Raw genomic sequence first — 21,574 nt, forward strand, 5'->3', positions numbered from 1 at the left:
CCTACATCAGACCGGCGCCAACGACGGCAGTACCTGTTCAGGACCGATCATCGGGACGCAGCAAGCGTTCTCCGGGAACCCGACACTCGTCTCTGGCCGATCACTCGCTGCCGGTGTTTCGGAGCAGGTGTGCATCAAGGTGACCGTCGATTCGACCGCGGGTCAGACGGAGCAGTTCAAGATCGCCGATCTGGGCTTCAACTTCACCGCAACGGGGCAGTGATCATCGCGATGGACAGCACCGATGAGGAGGTGAGCGTGGGACGCAGTCGTGGCAAGGAAATTGCCTTGAATGTGGCTGCGGTCGCCGGGCTCATCTGCATAATCGCCACTCTCGCGTCCCTGATATTCGGGATCAAACCACTGGTGTTTCGCTCGGGTTCGATGGAACCTGCAATTTCCACCGGTGCGCTGGCGCTGGCGAAGACCGTGCCTGCAACTGAATTGGCTGTCGGCGACGTGATCAGCGTCGACAACGACCAAGGCGTGCGCATCACCCACCGCGTGGTCGAACTCGAATCGGCAGGAGCGGACACCGTGCTCGCCACGCTCAAGGGCGATGCCAACAATGTGGCTGATCGACTGCCCTACACCATCACCGAGGCCGACCGAGTGTTCATCAGCGTCGGCGGGCTCGGCTATGTCGTTGCTTGGCTTTCCAGCCCGCTCGCAACCTTCCTTGGCGGCGGATTGGTAGGCGCGGTGCTGGTCATCGCATTTGGACGAACTAAAGACCGGCGTCTGGAGAATGCCCGCGCCGCCACTACAAATGACGCCCGCGTCGATGCTGACGAAACCTGCGGGGAGCTTCAGGAGGCTCATAATGATTGAAATGCGACGGGCTAGCACCCGCATGAAGTCGCTGCGGTCGTTGATCGCTGTCGGCGGCGCTGCTGCAATGGCTTTCGGTCTGGCTCAGGCCACTGGGACGTTGGCAAATCCAACTGACGTGGTCAATTCGACTGGCGCACAGGTGGCGACGGGCAACTTCTATCCGACGCCGTTGACCTCGACTGTGAACTGCTCGACGTCGGGAGGAGCAGACCTATTGGGACGTAGAGCAAACCTGAGCTGGCCCGCGGTTCCAGGTGTCACGGGGTACAAGGTGGTTTTCGTGAGGAAATCCGATCCGAGCTACATCGTTCGAACGGATAATCTGTCGGCGAGCCAAACGTCCATCAGTGGAATTACCCATGGCAGTCGCAATGTGATGTGGGCGCGGGTGTACACCGTGAACGGGCCGGCAATCTCATCTGGTTTCATGTCGTCTGTCGAGATAACCCATAAGGACCTCGTAAGTAACAGGACCGAATGCGAGGGTAATCGTGGTCCGCAATTGGCTAACCAGGCCTGGGAAAATACCAACACCTGGAATCCGGCGACACCGGCACCCAACGGGGCGAACCCTCTGAGCAGGATGCAGGCCGAAGCGATGGTGCCGAACGAGCCTGATGCGTTGGAGACGACCACCACCCAAGCTCCGTCCACGAGCGAGACCGCCAATCCGACAACGTCTACCGAGCCGACCAGCACCACCGAGGCCACGACCACGACGGCACCGAGCACGACAACTCCGGCACCGACCACCCCGGAAACCACGTCGCCGGAGACCACTCCCTCGGCTGATCCGAAGCCGGTTCTGACGGACACAGTCGAGAGTGGCGGCCTCACCGGCGGCTGGACTGCGGGTGGTAACAGGGTTGCAGTGGTCGACGCCGACGGCAACGAACTCGCAAGTGGCCGTGTGGAATCGGGTTCCACTCTGCATTGGTACAACGGCCAGTTGTGGATTGTCGGGGCAACCGAGGTCTACCGCATCATGGAGTCACCGCAGGACGGCACATGGAAGTTCTACAAGGACAGCGGGCAGAACATGCCTGACTTCGGGTAGCGGCCAATCACTCGACGTCTGGACTGTGCCCCCGAGTTTCCGGACCCGGGGGCACAGTCGTAGCTGCGCATGTTCCGACGGTGTCGGGCAATCAGGTAACCGGCTGGTCGCCCGCTGGAGAGGTTTCGGCCGCCCGTGAACTGGATAACCAACTGCAGACGGCAACGACGTGTAGAGATGCCTGAAGCGTTCGCAGTGGATTGGCACTTATTCGGGGCTCGAGTTATCTTACTGCAAAGTAAGTGTTTGGTGTCGGCGTCGATTGGGGCTATGCCGACCTGAGTACAGGGATCGATATGCGGATGAACCTGGGGGCAGGTGTTCGGCGACGTCGTTGGGCGCGCGACGTATTGGCAGCCGCGACGGCATGTGCGCTGGCGATGTCCGCGTTGCTCTCGGTACAGATTTCAGCGTCGGCGTCCGAGCTGGGCGAGTACGTGAATTTGCCTTTGGTGAATCGGAATGCCGAACACGGTCCGGGCGGTGTCCATCCCGCGTTGCCGACTGATCTCGGCACCTTGCAAGCCCTTGTGGAAGAAGCCCGCGCCAGTGGTCGCAGTCCGGAATCCTATGCGGCCTTGCTGTTTCAGTATCGATTGGTCGCTGCCACGGAAGCCGCCGGAATCGATCTCTCATCGTGGAATCCGCGCGCCGGAGTGTCGGCTAATCGCACGAACCTGGTGAAGTCGTACCGCTACTACGAGGATCTGCAACTCGGTCACCCGGAATTGCAGTGGGCGGGCATGGGCGGACAGGTTGGTGCGGACTTCGGCGGGGGACTGATCGACTTCGAACTGATGGCGGGCATGTACTCGTTTCCGAATCTGCAATATGTTGCCAATTCGATAGTTTCTCAGGTCACGGATCAGGTTGGCGTGCAAGCGCTGAACCAATTGCCGGCAGGGCTGCGCGCGCTCGCCGCGGTGGGCAGGAACGTCACGGCGGACGACTTGGATTATGTGCTGGGGATGATCCTGGTGATGCAGAAGAACATCTTCTCGGATCTGATGCCGATGCATCAGGCATACGTGGATGAAGGACTTCCCGCGCTGGAGGAAATGCAGAGTGCCGGATTGTTCGGTCAGGATGTCATGGACGCCTGGCGTGATGTAGCCTCCGGCGATTCGAATCGGATTGCACGTGGGAACGTAGCACTGCTCCAACGCGAGCAAGGGATGATCATCCGCGACCAGTGGGATACCGTGCGCGCCTACAAAGGTGATGTGGGAGAGGCGATCACTTACGCATCGACTGTCGCCGGCTCGCCCTCGGTCGCCGGCGTCGTACCGCCTCGCTCGTTTCGGTCTCTCGAGTTCGCGACAACACTGGCGGACGGACGCACCGCGACAGTGACACTGCCCTTACCGGATTGGAACTGGTCGGTGTACGAGGAACGGTGGGACTACATCACCTCACAGCTCTTGCCGAAGTACCGAGCGATGGTCGAAGAAGATTGGCCACGGCTCGTAGCCACATTAAGTGTTCCCTACGAAATTCAATTGGAGAGTCACCGCCCGATGGTGACCCTCCCACAAACGCTCGAATCGGCCCTCTCCAGTTTGAAAGTGACAGTTCAGTGATGTCGGGTGCCAGATTTCGAAGGTTTGCCCCGCTGGTAGCGCTGACCGTTGCGCTGGTTCTGCCTGCGACTGCTGAAGCCGAGGCCCCAGGCAGTGGTGTTCCAGACGATGCGCAAGCTCCGGTATCCCAGGAGTTTCGGACCGATACTCCCACTCTGGGAGAGATTTTCAACGGGTTCACGGTCGGTGCGCTCAGGTCGGGGGAGTTCGCACCGGAAGAGGAGATCTTCACTGCGCTCACCGCCGATGATCCGTTTTACGACGAGCCGGTGTTGACCGGCGTCGAGCGTCCCGGTGACCTCCTGAAGTCGAAGAAGGTGGATGTACTGTTCACGGGATACAAACCGGGACAGCTCGACGCCTACAAGATCATGTACGTCACAACTGGAATCGACGGTTCGACGCCGGTGTTCCGTCGATCGGGATCATGATGATCCCGATCGACGGAACACCGGCATCGGAGAAGAAAGTCATCAGCTACTAGGAGGCCAACGACAGCGTCGGCGGCTACTGTCATCCGAGTTCGCACTGGACGGGCGGTGATCCGCTGGACGGCGCCTCCTGGTCGGCCTTGGGTCCGCTGGCGCTGATGTTCGGAAAAGGTTATGCCGTAGTAATTTCCGACGTCGGGAACAACGGAGACCGTGATCCCCACGGGGTCTTCGCGGGTAAGTTCGCCGGGCACGCCCAGTTGGATGCAGTGCGCGCAGCATTTCAGGTGCAGGATTCCGAGCTGAATCCGGATGCGGAGATTGCGTTGTTCGGAATCGCTGGTGGTGGAGTCGGTTCGGCATTCGCCGCCGAATCCGCGCAGTCCTACGCACCGGAACTCGACATCGTCTCGACAGTCCTCGAGGGAATGGTGATCAAGCCCCGAACATTCATGGAGACAACAGATTCCTCGGTCGGGGCCGGCTTCGGATTGGCGACGCTCCTCGGCCTCGAGCCCTGGTACCCCGAGATGAAGTTGAACGACAAGCTCAATCCGGTGGGCCGAGCGATTGCCGACGTGTACCGGGATGAGTGTCAGATGCCGGCGTACTTCACGCTTCCGTTCGTACCGCTGGCGAGCCTTTTCGAGCCGGGGATCGATCCGATCACAGAACCCAGTTTCCAGCGCGCGTACGACGACAACGTACTGGGCCACGGTGCTCCGGCGTCGAAGGTATTGATAACTTCGTGCGCAAAGGACGACTCCCCGATGTCACTTGTACCGGCAGCTGATGCGCGAGAACTGGCGGACACGTACAGGAGTGGAGGGACCGACGTGAGCTACCAGCCCACCGACTGCAGTATGGACCGCGCATTCACGAATCCATACGGTTGGGGAACTGATCTGTTCGGAATGCAGACGATCGACTGGATAGCCCACAATTTCGACAACTGAGTGAAACTATCCGGTGACAGCGAGACGCAAACTCTGATGGCGGCGTACGAACATGCTGGGGACCCAACGGGGTGGGGATTCGGAATCGATTGTGAAGTGCGCACTGTTTTCGAGAAGGACTGCGATCGCGATCTTTGCTTCCAGACGAGCCAGCGCGGCCCCGACACAGAAATGTGCTCCTTTGCCGAAGGCGAAATGTGCTCGGGGATTGACTCTGTCGAGGTTCATCACCTGTGGTTCGACGAACGACTCGGGGTCGCGGTTCGCCGAACCCCACAGCAGTATGAGATGACTGCCGGCGGGCAGTGTCATGCCACCGAGTGTCGTGTCCGCGTTGACATGTCGGTGATGTCCGCGAAAGGGTGACTCGAGCCTGAGCGTTTCTTCCAGGAACGCGCCCACGAGTAGAGGGTCCTCGCGCAGCTGCGTCTGAATCTCAGGGCGCTCGGCGAGCAACCGTGCAGAGTTGGCGATCAGTCCGGCGGTCGATTCGCCACCCGCACCGACGAGTTGCACCAACATCAGCACGGCCACGTCTTCGCTGAGTTCGCCTGCGTCACAGCAACGGACGAGGTCTCCGAGTAGATCATCCACCGGGTGAGCCCGTGCGTCACGAAACTTGCTGTAGAGGTACCCGGTGAGTTCGGCCGCCGAGGTGACGACGCCTGTCAAACGCTCCGACGTCACGATGCCGCTGAGAAGTTCGGTGCTGTCGTACGACCACGCCAGCAATTGGGGGACGTCGTGTGCCGGCAGGCCGATCAGCGTGGCAACCATCTGCAGCGGCAGCGTGTCCGCTACCGACGTGACCCATTCGATCCGTCGACCGTCGAAGCCGTTGTCCCACAACTGCTGCGTGTACTCGGTCATCACCGGCTCGAGTGCTCGTATACGTTTGGCGACCAGTGTCGGCAAGACAAGTTTGCGCTGGTGTTGATGGTCGGGCTCGTCGGCAGTCGCGAGAACGTGAACAGCTTGGCCGCCGCCGTTCATGTCGAATGTCATTGCCGAACCGTCCGGTGTACGAACCAGCACGCCGGTGAGGTTGTTGGAGAAGTCGTCGGTACGGGAAACGGCTTCGGTGACCAATTCCCACGTGGACACCAGATAGAAGTCGGTATCAGGAATGCGGTACACGGGGTGCTCGCGCCGGAGTACGTCGTATAGCGGGTACGGGTCGTCGATGTTCGACGGCAGGAAAGGGTTGATGTCGAGCGTCGATGGTGTCACGAAGGGAAGATGTCACGGCCGTCGAGGAGAAGTCAACAGGTGGAAAATGCCTCTGAACTGGCATTTTGAGAAAATCTCACGCACTTCAACCCCCTCGTACTTCTCCCAGGTCAGAGGCTCGCGGCCTTCCGTAGCCTTGAGATTTCTGATTGAATCTGTCTCAGAGTGAGACGAGGTGACGGAGAGTGACCGGTGCAAACGAGCGCCGCGCCGCCGACTGGTTGGCCGGCGGTAACCGCCGTGAACTCGCAACCGAGCGCATCTTCGCGGCTGCGGCAGAGCTGATTCGAGAACAGGGATTCGATCGGTTCAACGCCGACGACGTCGCTGCCCGCGCAGGCTGTTCGAGGGCAACGCTCTACCGCTACGTAGGTGGCAAGTCCGCGATCCGCGAGGGGTTGTTGTCACGAGGCGCGGCATCCGTGGCGAGCCAGGTCGCAACTGCCGTCGAATCACTGCACGGCGACGAGCGCATCGTGGAGTCGATCCTCGTCGCCGTCGACGCGATCAGATCCGACGCTGCCATGAGCCACGGCCTTGCGGCAGCGCGGGCCAACGGAATCGACGAGTATCTCGTGTCCTCGCCGTTGCTCCCGCGTACTGCACTGGAACTTGCAGGATTGGATCCTGAAGGTCAAGAGTCGCAGTGGGTGGTTCGGATCGTGTTGATGCTGTTGGCGTGGCCTCTTGCAGACAGGGCCGCCGAACGAGGGATGGTCGAGTCGTTCATCTACTCCTGAGCGGGATTCCGTGTTCGTGAACGGTGCATCGGATCGTCGCTGCTGTAGACGGTTCGGTTCATTGCTTCATTCCTCGGCTCGGTACTCTGAGCGTGTCCGCTGCCGCGAAGGAGAGAGTCACGATGGTCGTACGCAGGCCCCGCGACCGTAAGCAGCAGATTCTTGCGGCTGCAGGTGAGCTTTTCCGTGAGCACGGTTATCACAACGTGTCTGTCGCTCAGGTGGCTGCTGCAGTTGGAATCACGGCACCTGCGCTCTATCGGCACTTCAAGAACAAGCCGGATCTCCTCTACGCCGCGGTCAACGCAGGCATCGAATCGCTCTACGATCGGGTCGCAGGTGCCGAGGATCTGAAAACACTGATCACCGAACTTGCGGCATCGGTGTCCAAACGTCGGGGTCTGTCGCTCCTGTGGCAGCGAGAGGCACGCTATCTGCCTGACGAGCAACGTGAGGAAATGCGTTCGACCCTCAAGAGTGCAGCTTCGCGCGATGCAGCGCTGATCCGAATTGAGCGTCCCGACCTCGACGAGGAAGACAGCTATCTGCTCGCCTGGGCTGTCATCGCAGTCTTCAACAGTGTGTCTTCGCATCGAGTGTCCTTGCCGAGGCGTCAGATGGAACTGCTGCTTGTCGAGTTGGCAGACCGCGCTGCATACGCGGAACTGGGTCGCTCAGAAGTGAAAGTCGTGGCGGCAACGGGTCACCTGCCCGTTGTGATACCCAGACGTGAACTCTTGTTGACCGAAGCAATTCGGCTGTTCGACGAGCGTGGATATCAAGCAGTCAATACCGAGGACATCGGTGAGGCTGCAGGAACGACAGGCCCGAATGTGTACAACCACTTCGATGCCAAGATCGACCTGCTGATCTCCGCGGTCTCGAGGGGCGGCGAGCGTCGCCGGCTCGGCGTTGCACAGGCTCTCGGCGCCGCAACCGGCCCGGAGGACGCGCTGTCCGGATTGCTTGCCGCACATATCGATTTCGCGATCAACGAGCGTCATTTGATCGGGTTGTTGATCAGCGAACTCGACCAATTACCGGACAAGTTCCGCCGCACGTGTGAACAGAATCAACGTGAGTACGTCGCGCTATGGGTCAAGATGCTCGAAGAAGTCCGTCCGGGCCTCGAGTCCGCCACCGCCAGGATCACCGTCAATGCCACTTTGACAGTTGTGGAGAACGCCGTCCGAATCGGCCGGCTTCGCCGTCGCGACGACCTGTCGGACAGACTCTTCGAGATCGGCTGCGCCCTGCTGCTGGGCGCATGAAAAATTCGGGTAAGCGCCACGGGCGGCGGATCGACTCACGAAACTGATCGGAGACGTCATGCGTTTCGACGCAACAGAACTGACGATCGAGGAGCTTGCTCTTCAGGCTGAAGTGCGGGAGTACCTCGACAAGCGACTCACCCCCGGTACCTACTCGCTCGGACTCGGGATGGCCGGGGCGGTGGATCCGGTGTTCTCGCGAGATCTGGGTCGACGTGGGTGGCTCGGCATGTCGCTGCCGAAGGAATACGGCGGGGGCGGACGGTCAGCAGTGGATCGATTGGTCGTCGTCGAAGAACTTCTCGCGCGGGGAGCGCCGGTCGGCTATCACTGGATCGGAGACAGACAGTCGGGTCCGAGCATCGCCGCCAACGGCACGGAAGAACAGAAGCGGTACTTCCTTCCCGGTATCGCGAGCGGTGAGTTCTCGTTCTCGATCGGGATGAGTGAGCCCGACTCGGGTTCGGACCTGGCATCGGTGCGCACTCGCGCCGAACGTGTCGATGGTGGCTGGAAAGTCAACGGCACCAAGATCTGGACCACCGGCGCCTTCCATGCCACACACATACTCGCCCTGCTTCGAACCTCGGCAGACAAGCACAACGGTCTCACTCAGCTGATCGTCGATCGCGACAGCGAGGGTCTGACCGTCTCACCCATTCCGTTCATCGACGGTAGTGAGGACTTCTGCGAGGTGTCGTTCCAGGATGTTTTCGTGCCGGATTCGCGTCGCCTCGGAGACGTCGGAGCGGGCTGGGGACAAAACACCGGTGAACTCGCACTCGAGCGAGGTGGCGTCGACCGTTGGATGTCGCTGATGCCGGTCCTCGAGAACTTCGCGGCCAACCAAGCAGCGCAATGCGGTCCAGCTGCCCTCGCCGATCTGGGCTCGATTACCGCACGCTGCTGGGCTTTTCGCGGGATGTCGCTGTCCATCGCACGGATGGTCGACGCCGGTCGCTCGCCGGTCACGGAGGCCGCGCTGATCAAGGAGATGGCAACACGCTTCGAACAGGACTGTGTTGCGACCGTCGCGCGGCACCTCGGCCGGGCTCCGGACCTTGCATCCGACGATCCGTACGAGTCGCTGCTCGCCCGGGCCGTGCTGGTGGCGCCGTCGTGGTCGATTCGCGGCGGTACCAACGAAATTCTCCGCACCGTGATCATGAAAGGGTTGGACCGATGAATTCGGGGTCACAGATCAACGCGTACACATTCGACGCCGACCTCGAATCGATGGTCGAGCAATTTTTCGCCGAGAAGTCCGGCACCGAGGTGGTAGCGCAGGCGGAGATCGGCGGTCTGCCCGCCGGATTATGGAGCGCGGCAGTCGAACTAGGGTTACCTCTGGTCGGTCTTCCCGAATCGGTTGGTGGTTCCGGTGGCTCGCTCCTCGACGCCGTGACTGTCCAGCGCGCGGCGGCGAGGCACGCTGCGCCGCTGCCGCTCGCCGAGACGTACCTCGCGGGCAGGCTGGCAACAGCGGGCGGGTTACCCGTGCCCTCCGGAATCGCAACGGTCGCCCCGGGTTCGCCGCGCGACGATGTGCGCCGGACCAACGACGGTGTTCTCTCGGGAACCTTTCACGACGTGCCGTGGGGTAGCGCTGCATCAGTGCTGGCAGCAGTTCTCGGTGATCGCGTCGTACTCCTTGACATCTCCGACGCCGAGATCGGTGGCGGGACGGATCTTGCGGGGCAACCGCGTGAGAGCCTGACGTTCTCCGAAGCGCGGACCATTGACGGCGACAACCCGGTCGATGCCCGGATTCTCAGCAAGCTCGGCGCGTTCTTGCGCTCGGTGCAGATGTCGGGAGCGATGGAGTCGGCGTCGACGTTGACCCGGCGCTATGTGTCCGACCGGGTGCAATTCGGTAGGCCCGTCGCGCAGTTTCAAGCAGTCCAGCAGCATATCGTGACGCTTGCTCAGATGGCTTCGATGTCCACGCTGGCCGTCGATCGCACTGCACATGCACTCATCAGAGGCGACGCCGACTTCGAAGTGAGCGCAACCAAATTGGTGGTTTCGCAGAATGCGCTCGTGAGCGTCCGCGCCGCCCACCAGGCACACGGTGCAATCGGCATGACCCGCGAATACCGATTGCAAGAACTGACGCGTCGACTGCACGCCTGGCGATCGGAGTTCGGCGACGAAATCGCGAGTGCGACGCAACTAGGAGAGGCCGTAGCGGCGTCGCCGTCACTGCACCGCTTGATCACCGACCCAGAACCGACATTGAAGCTGTAATCCTGACCGTCGTAAAGGATTACGTTGCGTTGCAACGAAGATCGCGCTTCAGCACCTTGCCTGCTGCCGACAGCGGCAATGCATCGACGAATTGGAAAGTGCGCGGAGATTTGTATCCGGCTATCAGCGTTTTCACGTGAGCGCGCAGTTCGTCGGCGTCGGCGTCGAAACCATGCCGAAGGACGACCACGGCATGGACACGCTCGCCCCACTGGGCATCGGGCAGACCGATCACGGAACAGGCCGCGACGGATTCGTGTTGTTCCAGAGCGTTTTCGACCTCGGTGGAGTAGACGTTCTCGCCACCGGTGACGATCATGTCCTTGATGCGATCGACGATGAACAGGTAACCGCGGGCGTCGAGGTACCCCGCGTCGCCGGTATGCATCCACCCGCTGCGGAGCACTTCAGCGGTCTCCTTCGGTTTGTTCCAGTATCCGAGCATGACGTGGCTGCCGAACGTGACGATTTCGCCCACCTCGCCGGGTGGGAGTTCCGAGCCGGCCGGGTCGACGATTTTCACCTCGCAATGAGGGAGTGCGCGACCAGCGCTGCGGAGGAGGTCACCACCTTCGAGGTGATCGGCTGGACTCAGCATGCTGATGTGCGCGGTTTCAGTCATCCCGTAGCCCTGAGCGAAGGAACTGTTGGGGAACATTTGCATGACCTGTCCGAGAAGCGTCGGAGATATGGGCGAGGCGCCGTATCTCAGGATCCTGACGCTGGACAGATCGTAGGTGGTTGCGTCTTCGCCCGTTTCGTTTTTGTGGGCGACCAACATCTGGAGCATTGTCGGCACCAGACCCACGGTTGTCGGGCGATAGCGGTCCACGGCCTCGAGGAACGTCCGTGGGCTGAAGTTCGGTACGAAGACCTGAGTTCCACCCATCAGCGACTGAGCCAACCATCCGACGATCCCGGCAATGTGAAACAGAGGGTTCACCGCGAGGTTCGTTCCGTTGCTGATTGCCACGCCGCCTGCCGCGAGAGTGCCCAGCGCCGAGGTCATCAGCGCTTGATGGCTGATCATCACGCCCTTCGGCACTCCGGTGGTCCCGCCGGTGTAGAGGAGTAGTGCAAGCGTGTCGCCGCCGACGCGCAGATCGTCGACCGGAATCGCCTCCGCGATCACCTGTTCGTAGTCGAGCATTCCGTCCGGAACTCGGTCGTTGCCGCAGTAGACGACAGTGGTCAGGCCTGGACACGCCTCGCGAAGGGTAGATCCGACGGAAGCAAAATTCTCGTCCACGAGTAATACCGTCGACCCTGAATCTTCCAGGGCGTATGTGATTTCCGCCGTGCTCCAGCGAGAATTGACCGGACTGGCCACTGCTCCGAACCACCAGCAGGCCAGGAGCGCCTCGTGGTAGTAGTCGGAGTTCGATGCCAAGATCGCGACTCTGTCACCGGTGCGCAGGCCTAACGTCTGCAGCCCGCCCGCGAGCCTCTTGATCCGGTCGACCGATTCGCGAGACGTGCGCACTCGGCCATCGGAGATCGTCATCACCGCTTCGGGCGACGCTCGTAGGGATCGGTGAACGAATTGAGTCAGCTGCATGCGATTCCTCCTGCGAGTGTGCGGCGAGTGCTCTGACTCGGATCAGTTCCGGCACTGATGCTATTGGCCTGACAATTGCCCTCACTCACCGCCTGAAATCATGCCCCACTCCGGTGCAATCTAGACGATTGTCCAGTTAACTCTGACGATTCCATCCTGCCGTGGGGTGATTTCTGCGAGAGTGTCGAACATGCGAGCAATCCTGGTAGCCGGTATGAGTGCGTTCGTGGCGGTCGTCTCGGCGCCCTCTGCCGGCGCCGAAACGACTACGAACCAAGTGCGCTCGTTTTCCGAGACCACGTCAGTCGGGGTCCACAATTCCTACGAGAAGGCGACGTTTTCGTACTTCAATTCCTACGAGAAGGCGACGTTTTCGTACTTCGCCGACGCTTTGGATTCCGGGGCGTCGTTGCTCGAGCTGGACTTGTGGACCAACGGAGGCGGTCCGGACTGGCGTGTGTCGCACATGAATCCGGTGGCGAGCGACAGCAACTGCGTCGGCGCTCAGGACGCATCCGGGTTGCGAAGCGGTCTACGAGATCAGGGATTCCGTGGATGCCTGGCAGATATGCGGGCGTGGCACGAGGCCAATCCCGAGCATCCGCCGGTGATGATCAAGTTGGAAATCAAGGACGGGTTCACTGCCGGGTACGGACGTGGGCCCGCGGATCTCGACGCCCTGATTCTCGGGACTCTCGGAGACGCGGTTTTCACGCCGGCCGATCTGATGGGGGAGTCCTACTCCACCCCGGATGCCGCCGTCACCGAGCGTGGATGGCCGAGCAATTCCGAAATGACCGGGAAATTTCTGTTCGAGCTGATACCGGGAACGATCGAGGAGGGAAACCCTCTCGATACGGAGTGGACGGACCGGCAGTATGCGACGCACCTGCGAGATCTGTCCTCCGCCGGGCTCGTCGAACTCGGCGCCGCCTTTCCCGCTGTTCACCGTGCATCACCGGGAGACCCACGTCTCGACCGCTATACCGACCCGGGGATCCGTCCGTGGTTCGTGATCTTCGACGGTGACGCTCTCGACTACACCGCCGGAGTCGTGGATCCGAGTTGGTACCACGATCGCGGCTACCTGCTCGTCATGACCGACGCGCACAAGGTCGCTCCGCAGATCGACGGAACCCATGCCACCGAAACCGAGGCGAGCGAGCGTCTCGACCTGTTGGCCGGGCAGCACGCAAGTTACATCACCGCGGACTGGTCGAGGTTGCCGAACGTAGTGTCCACCGTGGTGCCGCGTCGGTGATTTTCGAATGGCCGGATCGTGAAGAGCGAGATCTGACGGGCGGCAATTCTCAGGAACAGGGTGCAGGATGGGTTCATGCGCACTGTCACGTGGAATCCCGAAGTCTACGGCCGCTATTCGGGTGAGCGGTCACGCCCGTTCGTGGACCTGGTGTCACGGGTGGCCACCGAAGACCCGACGCGGGTAGCCGACCTCGGCTGCGGATCAGGCACCCTGACCGCGATGCTCGGGGAAAGATGGCCGGACGCCTCGGTATCCGGATTCGACTCGTCTCCCGAAATGGTCGCGCAGGCCCCTACAGACCTACCGGGAAACGTCACCGTCGAGTTGGGGGACATCATGTCCTTCGACGCCACCGGTTACGACGTGGTCGTCAGTAACGCTGCATTGCAGTGGGTTCCGAGCCATCGCGAGCTGATCGACCAGTGGGCGGACACCCTGGAATCCGGATCGTGGCTGGCGTGGCAGGTGCCGGGTAACTTCGATGCTCCGTCCCATGCGCTCATGCGAGATCTCGCGGAATCAGCGGAATGGAGTGAGCGACTGGGTGGCGTCCTACGCGGCCCGGAAGGCGTCGACAGTCCAGTTCAGTACGCGCAGCGTCTCCAAGAACACGGATTCGACGTCGACGCCTGGGAGACGACGTACGTACACGTGCTGGCAGGTGCCGACCCGGTGCTCGGATGGGTACGGGGGACGGGGTTACGACCCGTGCTCGACGTTCTCGGCGAAGCTGACGCTCCGGAGTTCGAGCGTCAGTATTCCGATCTGCTGAGGGAGGCCTACCCCGCAACAGCCGCCGGAACGCTCTTTCCGTTCCGGCGGGTGTTCTGCGTCGGACGCAAACGGTAACTACTCGGCTGGGTTGCGGTCAGCCGATCACTGCGCCGTGACAAAGCCTTCCGAGACCAGCCAGTCGCGGGCCACGTCCGCCGGCTCCTTGCCGTCGACGTCGACCTGCCGGTTGAGCTCGGTCATCACCTCGTTGGTCAGTCGCTCCGAGATCGGTGCCATGACTTCTGCTACCTGCGGATGTGCTTCCGCGAAGTCCTTTTTCATCACCAGTGCCGGATTGTATTTCGGGAAGAACTGGAGATCGTCGTCGAGCAGAACGAGATCAAGTGCGATGATGCGACCGTCGGTGGTGAACACCTCGCCGAACTTGCACTGATCGCCATCGGCTGTCGCCTGGTAGATGATGCCGGTCTGCAGGATCTGGCGTTGGGCACGAGAGGCGTCGAAACCGTATTTCGCTGCCAGGCCGGGATATCCGTCCTGGCGGACGTTGAACTCGGTCTCGACGCACGTCACCGCAGCTCCGGGATCGGATTCGACCAACTTCGCGTAGTCGGAAACGGTCTTGACACCGGTCTTCTCAGCGGTCTCCTTGCTCATCGCCAATGCATACGTATTGTTCATCGGCGCCGGATCGGTCCACACCATGTCGTTCGCAGCAAGGTCCGCATCGCGGACGGCCTCGAACTGCGCCTGCGAATCGGGAAGCGGTGTCTCGTTGCCGAGGTAGTTGATCCAGCCGGTTCCGGTGTATTCGTACGCAAGATCGATCTGGCCGTTCAACTGTGCGTCACGGGTGCTGTTCGAGCCCTGGATGTTCGTGAGATCTCGAACATCCGCGCCCGCAGCGGCCATCGCGAATTCGATGACGTACCCGAGCACGATCTGCTCGGTGAAGTCCTTGGAGCCGACGGTCATCTTCACACCCTCGAGCTCCGGAACCGGCTCGATGCTGCCGGGGCCGACGGCCAGGGGCAGTGCGCCACCGGACTCGAGACCACACGAAGCGACAAGTGTGAGGCCGATCGTGGCAACCGCGAGTTTCCAGCCCCACGTTCTGGTGATCGAAGTCTTGGTCATCGCAATCCCTTGGGCCCGAGATAAGTTTCGGCGAGCGCGCCGAGCCAGTCGATCAGCAAGGCCAGCGACACCGCCAGTACGGCACCGACAACGAGGGTGACGTTGTCGCGGAGCTTGTATCCGGTGTCGATCAGAATGCCGAGTCCGCCGGCACTGACCAGGAAGCACAGCGTCGCGGTACCGACGGCCAGAACGAGCGAAGTACGCAGTCCTGCAAGGATGTACGGGACGGCCATCGGGAACTCGAGTTGACGTAGGACCGTGAGCGAAGACATTCCCTGCCCGCGCCCCGCATCGATCAAGGTCTTGTCCACTTGCTGGTAGCCGAGGATGGTGTTGCGCAGCACCGGAAGCAACGAATAGAACGCAATGGGAAACACGCCGATCCAGAAGCCGGTCGTTCTTGTCGCGAGATAGAACAGCACGAGCAGGCCGATGGCAGGCGCTGCGGCTCCGATGTTGGCTATTCCCACGAAGAACGGTGCCAGGCGGGTGAATTTCGGCCTGGTCAGCAGGGTTCCGAGTGGAACCGCGATGGCGACGACGATGATGACCACGGCGGCGGTGATCAGTACGTGCTGCCAGGTCAGAGTGACGATGTTGTCGAGGTTGATGCTCGCCTTCTGCGTCGCGTTGAGATCTCGGCTGAATGCCCAGATCAACACGCCCGCAACCAGGATCAGGACGATGACCGGCTGCACATACAGTCGCATCCGTTCCGCACGGCGCGTGGCGGCGTTCTCGGCCGCACCCAGATCGGGGGCGTCCGGTTCCATCTCAGGCGCGGAGACGCGCTCCTCTGTCGTGGCAGTCATGTTCAACCCTCGACGTTCTCGGTGTCTGGCTCTTCGTCGTGGTCGTGCGCATGCTCCTCGCGCATTTCGGAGAGATGGCTGACCAGTGTGTCGATGGTGATGAGACCGACGTACTCGCCACGCCGTCCGGTGACCACGGTGGACGCATTGCTCTCTGCGAGAAGAGCTTCCAACGCATCCTGCAGGGTGGACTGGATGGACACGGCTTCGCCGATCTCGTTACCGACACCTCGAAGAGTCGACGCATGGGCGAGGTGGCCGGGCGAGACCCAGCGAAGCGGCCGTCCGCGCTGATCGAGAATCAGGGCCCACTTCCACTTACGCGCTGCGAGTGCGGTTCTCAAATCATCGACCGAATCGGTTTCGCGGGCGGTGAGGCACTGCTTGAGTTTGATCTGGCGCACGCGTGTCAGGGTCAGCTGCTTGAGCGAGGCGTCCGCCCCGACAAATCCGGCGACCATGTCGTTTGCGGGATTGGCGAGAATCGCTTCCGGAGTGTCGTACTGCATGATGCTGGATTGATTGCCCAGCACGGCAATACGGTCACCGAGTTTGACTGCCTCGTTGAAATCGTGCGTGACGAAGACGATGGTCTTACCCAACTCCGACTGCAGACGCATCAGTTCGTCCTGGAGCAGGCCGCGGGTGATCGGATCGACGGCACCGAAAGGTTCGTCCATCAACAGCACCGGAGGATCGGCAGCCAGCGCCCGCGCCACGCCCACACGCTGTTGCTGCCCACCGGACAATTGGCGAGGGTAGCGGTCGCGATAGGTATCGGGATCGAGGCCTACGAGGTCGAGCATCTCGTCGGTGCGCGCTGCGATACGTTTCTTGTCCCAACCGATCAGACCCGGGACAGTCGCGACGTTCTTCGCAATCGTGAAGTGCGGGAACAAGCCTGCCTGCTGGATCGAGTACCCGATGCCACGGCGGAGCTTGTCCGGGTCGATCGACAGCGCGTCCTTGCCGTCGATGGTGATCTTGCCGGAGGTAGGTTCGATCAGGCGGTTGATCATGCGCATCGTCGTCGTCTTGCCGCAACCCGAAGGTCCGACGAAGACCACGATTTCACCGGCCGGAACAGTCAGCGAAACATTGTCCACCGCTGCAGCTTTCTGGCCCGGGTACCGCTTGGTGACGGACTCCAGGACGATCTCGACCCCGGATACCTTCTGATCTGTGGATACGTCAGACGGAATGGTTTCAGTCATTGCAGCCCCTTCGAAGTAGTGAGACGACCGATGACGACGTAGATTCCGTCGAGAATCAGAGCGAGAATGACGATCAGTACGGTGCCGACCAGCGCTTGCGGAACAGCATTCGGGCTACCGACACGCGAGAGTCCGGAGAAGATCAGGTTTCCCAGACCAGGGCCTTTGGCGTACGCCGCGATGGCGAGGATGCCCATGAGCATCTGTGTACTGACCCGCATGCCGGTGAGGATCGACGGCCACGCGATCGGTAGCTCGATTCGACTCAGTACGTGCATGCGATTCATTCCGACACCGCGGGCTGCGTCCGTGATCGCCGGGTTGACTGCATCCAGACCGATGATCGTGTTCCGAATGATCGGGAGCAGGGCATACAAGATCAACGCGGTGATCGTGGGAGCGACGCCGAGACCGAGAATCGGAATGAGCAGTCCGAGGAGGGCGAATGAAGGAACCGTCAGGATCGTGCTGGCCAACGCCGTAGCGATGGAGGATCCCGCCGGGCTCCGGTAGACGAGAATGCCGATGATCACGGCGGCGATCGTCGCGATGATCACGGACTGGATAACTGCTGAAACATGAAGGTACGAGTCGGTCAACAACTGTTGTCGTCGTGCAACGACAAAATCCCATAGCGCGCCCATATTTCCGAACCCACTTTCTTCGGACTTCTGCTCGCTCGAACGTCTTCCCTCGACACCGACCGGCGCACAAGGGCTTTCCCCACAGCCTCCGTAGGCCGAGGGGTTTCCCTCGACTGTCGTCCAAAAACTGAGATACTGCAACTAATTCCGATTGCAGCGTGTCGGATGTTGTTCTGGACGTGAGATTTTGCGAGACGCGGGTATGTACCCACTGCGAGCAGAGTTGAAACGCGCTGGAGATGGCAAAGCGGGAGAGTTCCGCAGAACTCTCCCGCATTGCTTGATTTGTCCGAATTGGCCTCAGGCCCAGCTGAGCACATCCTCATCGGAGAGGCGCGGCAGACGATCGAACCAGGGGTTCTCACCGGGATGGCCGATGTTCACCACGAGGATCGTCTTGAAACGTCCGTCTGCGAAGAATTCGCCGTCGATGCCGTCGGCGTCGAACCCGGCCATCGGGCCGGCGACCAGACCCTGTGCGCGAATCGCGAGGATCACATAGCCGGCCTGAAGTGCGGCATTGAACCGACTCGTCGAACTGGCGGCAGCCTCGTCGGATTCGAAGTAGTCCTTCATCTCCGGGCGAATGGGGAACAGGTTGGGGATGTGCTTGTAGAACTCGGTGTCCACCGCCAGAACGGCAACTGCAGGAGCGGCCTCGGTCTTGGCTTTGTTGCCGTCTGCCATGTGCTCGACGAGGCGTGCTTTGCCTTCCTCGGTACGGACGAACAGCACACGTAGCGGATTGGTGTTGGCCGCGGTCGGTGCCCACTTCGCGAGCTCCCAGATCGCAGTCAGTTCGTCGTCGGTCACAGGTTCGTTCGAGAAGGAGTTGGCGGTGCGAGCCGCAGTGAAGAGGAGTTCGCGGCCGGCTTCGTCGAGTTGCTGGGCGGTGAATGGCGTGGCTGCGTCGAGAGACATCGGGGGTTTCCGTTCCGTGGTAGCTCGACCGAGCATCACCCGGTAAAGCTAGTTGCTAGTAAAAAAATAGTGCCTACGGATACGTTAGCACTGTGGCTAGGATGGTGGGGTGGCAAGCAAGAGCGAAGCGGGACACGAGCCCCGCGCATGTGACGGGGCTCTGGCCCGCGCGTTCGGCTTCCTGGGCAAACGGTGGAACGGCGTCATTCTCGGCACGCTGCTGAACGGGCCGGCGGGATTCTCCGAACTCAAGCGCGCGGTGGGCGGGATCAGTGATTCGGTGCTCTCGGAACGCCTGACGGAGTTGGCAGGGGCAGGCCTGGTGACGAGGAGCGTCGATGCAGGTCCGCCCATCGCCGTGGAGTACGAACTCACAGCGTCGGGGCAGGCGCTGCTCCCCGCTCTCAGTGAACTGACAACGTGGGCCGCCGAAAATCTGCCACCCGAGAGTTGCTCGAACTGAGCGCTCGCTAGGACGCCGGCGCCGCGACCGCGTGGGTCGCGCTTCTGTGGGACGAAATCTCGTAGGAAGCGACGAAACATCTACGCAACGTAGATGCAACGTAGCCAAAACTAGTGTTCTGGATCACACAGTGTTCGTGTGGTCGAGAGGCCTTTGGTCACGAATCTGTGGGCAGAACGGGTCCTGGTTCGCTACCGGTGGTGGATGAGGACAAGGTTCCGCGGGTTGAGCACACAGCTCGCGGAACCGCCCCACCACACGCCCCGACGAGGGCACCGGCCGACAGGAGTTCAGGTGTCCGTAGTTGCGGAAGTCTCGGCGATCGATTTCGCGGAGACCGAATTCGATTGGGCGCAGCGATCGACGCTGATTCGTGAAGTCGACCCACTCGTTCCGGGGCCACCATCCTTGGCGATGTGTCTGAGCGAGCCGACGCGCGGACTGGTCGACATCGCTTCACTGCTTCTCGCGGCTCCTTGGTTGCTTCGATCGCCGCGTGGGGACGGGCATCCGGTCCTCGTTCTCCCCGGATTGCTGACTTCGGACGTTTCGACTCTCGCCTTGAGGACATACCTCAGCTTTCTCGGATACCGGGTTCACGGTTGGAATCTGGGTCTGAACACCGGTCCGACGGCGACGGTGGTCGACGGACTGCCTGCCGCATTGGCCGAGGTAGCAGATCGATACGAGCAGAAGGTGTCGGTAATTGGCTGGAGTCTGGGCGGTATCTACGCTCGAAAGCTGGCGAGGGACCTGCCGGATTCGGTGCGTCAGGTAGTGACACTGGGAAGTCCTTTCGGTCTCACCAGTCTGGAGCAGACGAGAGTCGGATCTCTCTACGCTCGTTTGTCCGGCAATCACGCGATACTGCCTCCGGTCGACGGCATCGAATCCGAACAGGGATCGCCTATTTCCGTTCCCGCCACGTCGGTCTACTCCAGGCACGACGGTATCGTTCCATGGCAAGCGTGCTGTGAAACCTCGGCAGGCCTGTCGGAAAGCATTGCGGTGCAAGGCAGTCACATGGGGTTGACCCACAACCCGTCGGCGTTGTGGACCGTTGCCGATCGTCTGGCGCAGGACGTCGACAACTGGCAACCTTTTGCGGCTCCGAAACGGCTTCGACGCATGTTTCCCTGCTGAGGTGCGAGGCTGAGGTCCGAGGCCGGGGTGTGGGGGAGAACCCTGAGTCCGACGCGGGGACGGACTCGTACCTGAGGACACACCGCGTCGGAAAAGATGGGTCCATGGCCTGATGCGCACAGGTGGATCGGCAGCGGATAGTGGAGGTCGACGCGGATGAACCGCGAGTTCCGTTGAAAGGAAACAACACATGACCTCCCCGATGAATACCCGCAAGCTCACCCGCGCCCGCTCGGGAGCAATGTTCGGTGGGGTGTGCGCCGGAATCGCTCGGTACTTCGGTTGGAAGTCGTCGACTGTCCGCTTGCTGTTCGTACTCTCGTGCCTGCTGCCCGGCCCGCAGTTTCTGATCTACATCGTGATGTGGATTTTCATTCCTCGTGAGCAGATCTGACCGAACCGCTCAACGGCGGCGGTCTTTCAGGCATTGCTTGGCCTCGTGCAATTCCTCCGAACTCAGTGGAGGAAGGGGCAGTGCGTCACGGTGCAAGCCCTCCGTGCGTAGGCCGTCGAGCATTACCGAGAGGTATCGACGCCACACGGTCGGGTTGACGGGCTGAGCAAATTCGGTGACTGCGCCCACCATGAAGATGAGGCCGAACAGGTCCGTCGGTACGGCGTCGGTGCGCAGCATCCCGGCCTCCTGGGCCCGGTAGAAGATCCTCTCGACCGACGGTTCGATGATGGATCGTTGGCATGCGACTTGCTCGCATCCCTCGTCGGTTCCGTTCAGGACGTCTTTGAGTCCGCGGTTGACCGACATACGGCTGCAGGCGAATTCGGCAAAGGTGACAAGTCCGTCCCACGGATCCGGATTGGCAAGTGACGCGTCCGCGGCCGCTGCCATGTCGGCGAAGTTCTGCTGGAAGACTCCGTCGATCAATTCTTCTTTGCTGGCGAACCGCCGATAGACCGTTCCGACGCCGACCCCCGCGTGCCGGGCGACGTCGTCGAGTGTGACGTCGATCCCTTCTTCGGCGAACAATTCACGTGCGGCGTCGATGATCAACTGCCGATTACGTGCAGCATCGGCGCGAAGGGGGCGCTCCATTGCGGTACTCATGTCCCCACTCTACCCGCCAAGTGGAGACAGCCTCTCCGTTTTCGTGTAGCGTTTTTGCTAACCGGAGAAGCCATCTCCGCATAGGTTGGGCGAGGGACTATGTCAGACATTGCTGAACGGACTGAATTCGAGCAGTCCTCAGCGCCTTCAGGGGACAACCACGCAAAGCGGTGGCTGGTTCTCGCGGTTCTGGGAATTGCGCAGCTGATGGTGGTCTTGGATGCCACCATCGTCAACATCGCGCTGCCTGCTGCGCAGCGCTCACTGGAGT

Annotated in this window: 20 protein-coding genes and 3 pseudogenes; 15 read left to right on the top strand and 8 right to left on the bottom strand. The window is 61.2% G+C overall.

Features of this window, described 5'->3' with window-relative positions:
• The 5 genes and pseudogenes from A2J01_RS20875 to A2J01_RS20895 all read left to right on the top strand — a co-directional run.
• Positions 1-223: pseudogene (locus A2J01_RS20875) on the top strand (SipW-dependent-type signal peptide-containing protein); the annotation flags it as partial.
• 8 nt (positions 224-231) lie between these two features.
• Entirely contained in the window at positions 232-831 is a 600-nt protein-coding gene (locus A2J01_RS20880) for a signal peptidase I (RefSeq protein WP_042453547.1), read from the top strand.
• A 1-nt stretch (position 832) separates the two neighbouring features.
• Positions 833-1,891 carry a hypothetical protein gene (locus tag A2J01_RS20885; protein WP_228401300.1) on the top strand — a complete coding sequence of 353 codons (1,059 nt, stop codon included), beginning with the start codon at positions 833-835 and terminating at the stop codon, positions 1,889-1,891.
• A gap of 296 nt (positions 1,892-2,187) precedes the next feature.
• The gene (locus A2J01_RS20890; RefSeq protein WP_082900921.1) at positions 2,188-3,471 is read left to right on the top strand and encodes a hypothetical protein; all 1,284 of its coding nucleotides are present in this window, start codon (positions 2,188-2,190) and stop codon (positions 3,469-3,471) included.
• A pseudogene (locus tag A2J01_RS20895) lies at positions 3,471-4,858 on the top strand (lipase family protein). The gene A2J01_RS20890 and the pseudogene A2J01_RS20895 overlap by 1 nt, the downstream one beginning before the upstream one ends.
• A gap of 6 nt (positions 4,859-4,864) precedes the next feature.
• Here A2J01_RS20895 and A2J01_RS20900 read toward each other — a convergent pair.
• Positions 4,865-6,088: a cytochrome P450 gene (locus A2J01_RS20900; protein ID WP_064113486.1), complete on the bottom strand. Its 1,224-nt coding sequence runs from the start codon at positions 6,086-6,088 to the stop codon at positions 4,865-4,867.
• Between the two features lie 185 nt (positions 6,089-6,273).
• On the opposite strand from A2J01_RS20900, the gene A2J01_RS20905 reads away from it, so the two are divergent.
• From A2J01_RS20905 to A2J01_RS20920, 4 genes are all read left to right on the top strand, one after another.
• Positions 6,274-6,828: a TetR/AcrR family transcriptional regulator gene (locus A2J01_RS20905; protein ID WP_007731448.1), complete on the top strand. Its 555-nt coding sequence runs from the start codon at positions 6,274-6,276 to the stop codon at positions 6,826-6,828.
• 122 nt (positions 6,829-6,950) lie between these two features.
• Positions 6,951-8,099, top strand: coding sequence for a TetR/AcrR family transcriptional regulator (locus tag A2J01_RS20910; protein WP_178377370.1), 1,149 nt, complete (start codon positions 6,951-6,953; stop codon positions 8,097-8,099).
• A 58-nt stretch (positions 8,100-8,157) separates the two neighbouring features.
• On the top strand, positions 8,158-9,285 hold the full coding sequence (locus A2J01_RS20915) for an acyl-CoA dehydrogenase family protein (protein WP_042922335.1): 1,128 nt from the start codon (positions 8,158-8,160) through the stop codon (positions 9,283-9,285).
• Positions 9,282-10,346 carry an acyl-CoA dehydrogenase family protein gene (locus A2J01_RS20920; RefSeq protein WP_064113487.1) on the top strand — a complete coding sequence of 355 codons (1,065 nt, stop codon included), beginning with the start codon at positions 9,282-9,284 and terminating at the stop codon, positions 10,344-10,346. Before A2J01_RS20915 ends, A2J01_RS20920 begins: the two co-directional genes overlap by 4 nt.
• 19 nt (positions 10,347-10,365) lie before the next feature.
• Here the strand turns inward: A2J01_RS20920 and A2J01_RS20925 are convergent, their stop codons facing one another.
• Positions 10,366-11,904 carry an acyl-CoA synthetase gene (locus tag A2J01_RS20925; protein ID WP_064113488.1) on the bottom strand — a complete coding sequence of 513 codons (1,539 nt, stop codon included), beginning with the start codon at positions 11,902-11,904 and terminating at the stop codon, positions 10,366-10,368.
• 190 nt (positions 11,905-12,094) lie between these two features.
• Between A2J01_RS20925 and A2J01_RS20930 the strand changes: the two genes are divergently transcribed.
• Entirely contained in the window at positions 12,095-13,165 is a 1,071-nt protein-coding gene (locus A2J01_RS20930) for a phosphatidylinositol-specific phospholipase C domain-containing protein (protein WP_064113489.1), read from the top strand.
• Positions 13,166-13,240: 75 nt separating this feature from the next.
• Entirely contained in the window at positions 13,241-14,017 is a 777-nt protein-coding gene (locus A2J01_RS20935) for a trans-aconitate 2-methyltransferase (protein WP_030535206.1), read from the top strand.
• A 27-nt stretch (positions 14,018-14,044) separates the two neighbouring features.
• On the opposite strand, the gene A2J01_RS20940 is transcribed toward A2J01_RS20935, so the two are convergent.
• The 5 genes from A2J01_RS20940 to A2J01_RS20960 all read right to left on the bottom strand — a co-directional run bounded on the left by A2J01_RS20940 (position 14,045) and on the right by A2J01_RS20960 (position 18,634).
• Positions 14,045-15,040, bottom strand: coding sequence for a glycine betaine ABC transporter substrate-binding protein (locus tag A2J01_RS20940; protein ID WP_003939988.1), 996 nt, complete (start codon positions 15,038-15,040; stop codon positions 14,045-14,047).
• Positions 15,037-15,855 (bottom strand): ABC transporter permease, encoded by an 819-nt coding sequence (locus tag A2J01_RS20945; protein ID WP_003939758.1) that lies wholly within the window; start codon positions 15,853-15,855, stop codon positions 15,037-15,039. Before A2J01_RS20945 ends, A2J01_RS20940 begins: the two co-directional genes overlap by 4 nt.
• 2 nt (positions 15,856-15,857) lie before the next feature.
• The gene (locus tag A2J01_RS20950) at positions 15,858-17,069 is read right to left on the bottom strand and encodes an ATP-binding cassette domain-containing protein (protein WP_007731456.1); all 1,212 of its coding nucleotides are present in this window, start codon (positions 17,067-17,069) and stop codon (positions 15,858-15,860) included.
• Positions 17,066-17,713 (bottom strand): ABC transporter permease, encoded by a 648-nt coding sequence (locus tag A2J01_RS20955; RefSeq protein WP_054187726.1) that lies wholly within the window; start codon positions 17,711-17,713, stop codon positions 17,066-17,068. The genes A2J01_RS20950 and A2J01_RS20955 overlap by 4 nt, the downstream gene beginning before the upstream one ends.
• Before the next feature lie 300 nt (positions 17,714-18,013).
• Positions 18,014-18,634 (bottom strand): malonic semialdehyde reductase, encoded by a 621-nt coding sequence (locus A2J01_RS20960; protein ID WP_063315823.1) that lies wholly within the window; start codon positions 18,632-18,634, stop codon positions 18,014-18,016.
• A gap of 109 nt (positions 18,635-18,743) precedes the next feature.
• On the opposite strand from A2J01_RS20960, the gene A2J01_RS20965 reads away from it, so the two are divergent.
• The 3 genes from A2J01_RS20965 (at position 18,744) to A2J01_RS20975 (ending at position 20,634) form a co-directional block, all read left to right on the top strand.
• On the top strand, positions 18,744-19,097 hold the full coding sequence (locus A2J01_RS20965; RefSeq protein WP_007731459.1) for a winged helix-turn-helix transcriptional regulator: 354 nt from the start codon (positions 18,744-18,746) through the stop codon (positions 19,095-19,097).
• A gap of 294 nt (positions 19,098-19,391) precedes the next feature.
• Positions 19,392-20,240, top strand: a complete 849-nt coding sequence (locus A2J01_RS20970; protein WP_020970664.1) for an alpha/beta fold hydrolase — start codon at positions 19,392-19,394, stop codon at positions 20,238-20,240.
• A gap of 190 nt (positions 20,241-20,430) precedes the next feature.
• Complete coding sequence (locus A2J01_RS20975; RefSeq protein WP_003939828.1) at positions 20,431-20,634, top strand: PspC domain-containing protein; 204 nt, start codon at positions 20,431-20,433, stop codon at positions 20,632-20,634.
• Positions 20,635-20,643: 9 nt separating this feature from the next.
• Here the strand turns inward: A2J01_RS20975 and A2J01_RS20980 are convergent, their stop codons facing one another.
• Positions 20,644-21,303, bottom strand: coding sequence for a TetR/AcrR family transcriptional regulator (locus A2J01_RS20980; protein ID WP_082900920.1), 660 nt, complete (start codon positions 21,301-21,303; stop codon positions 20,644-20,646).
• 99 nt (positions 21,304-21,402) lie between these two features.
• Here A2J01_RS20980 and A2J01_RS35935 point away from each other — a divergent pair.
• Positions 21,403-21,574, top strand: a pseudogene (locus A2J01_RS35935) (MFS transporter); the annotation flags it as partial.

This window comes from Rhodococcus sp. EPR-134 (genome assembly GCF_001647205.1).
In the GTDB taxonomy this organism is placed as follows: Bacteria; Actinomycetota; Actinomycetes; order Mycobacteriales; family Mycobacteriaceae; genus Rhodococcus_F; species Rhodococcus_F qingshengii.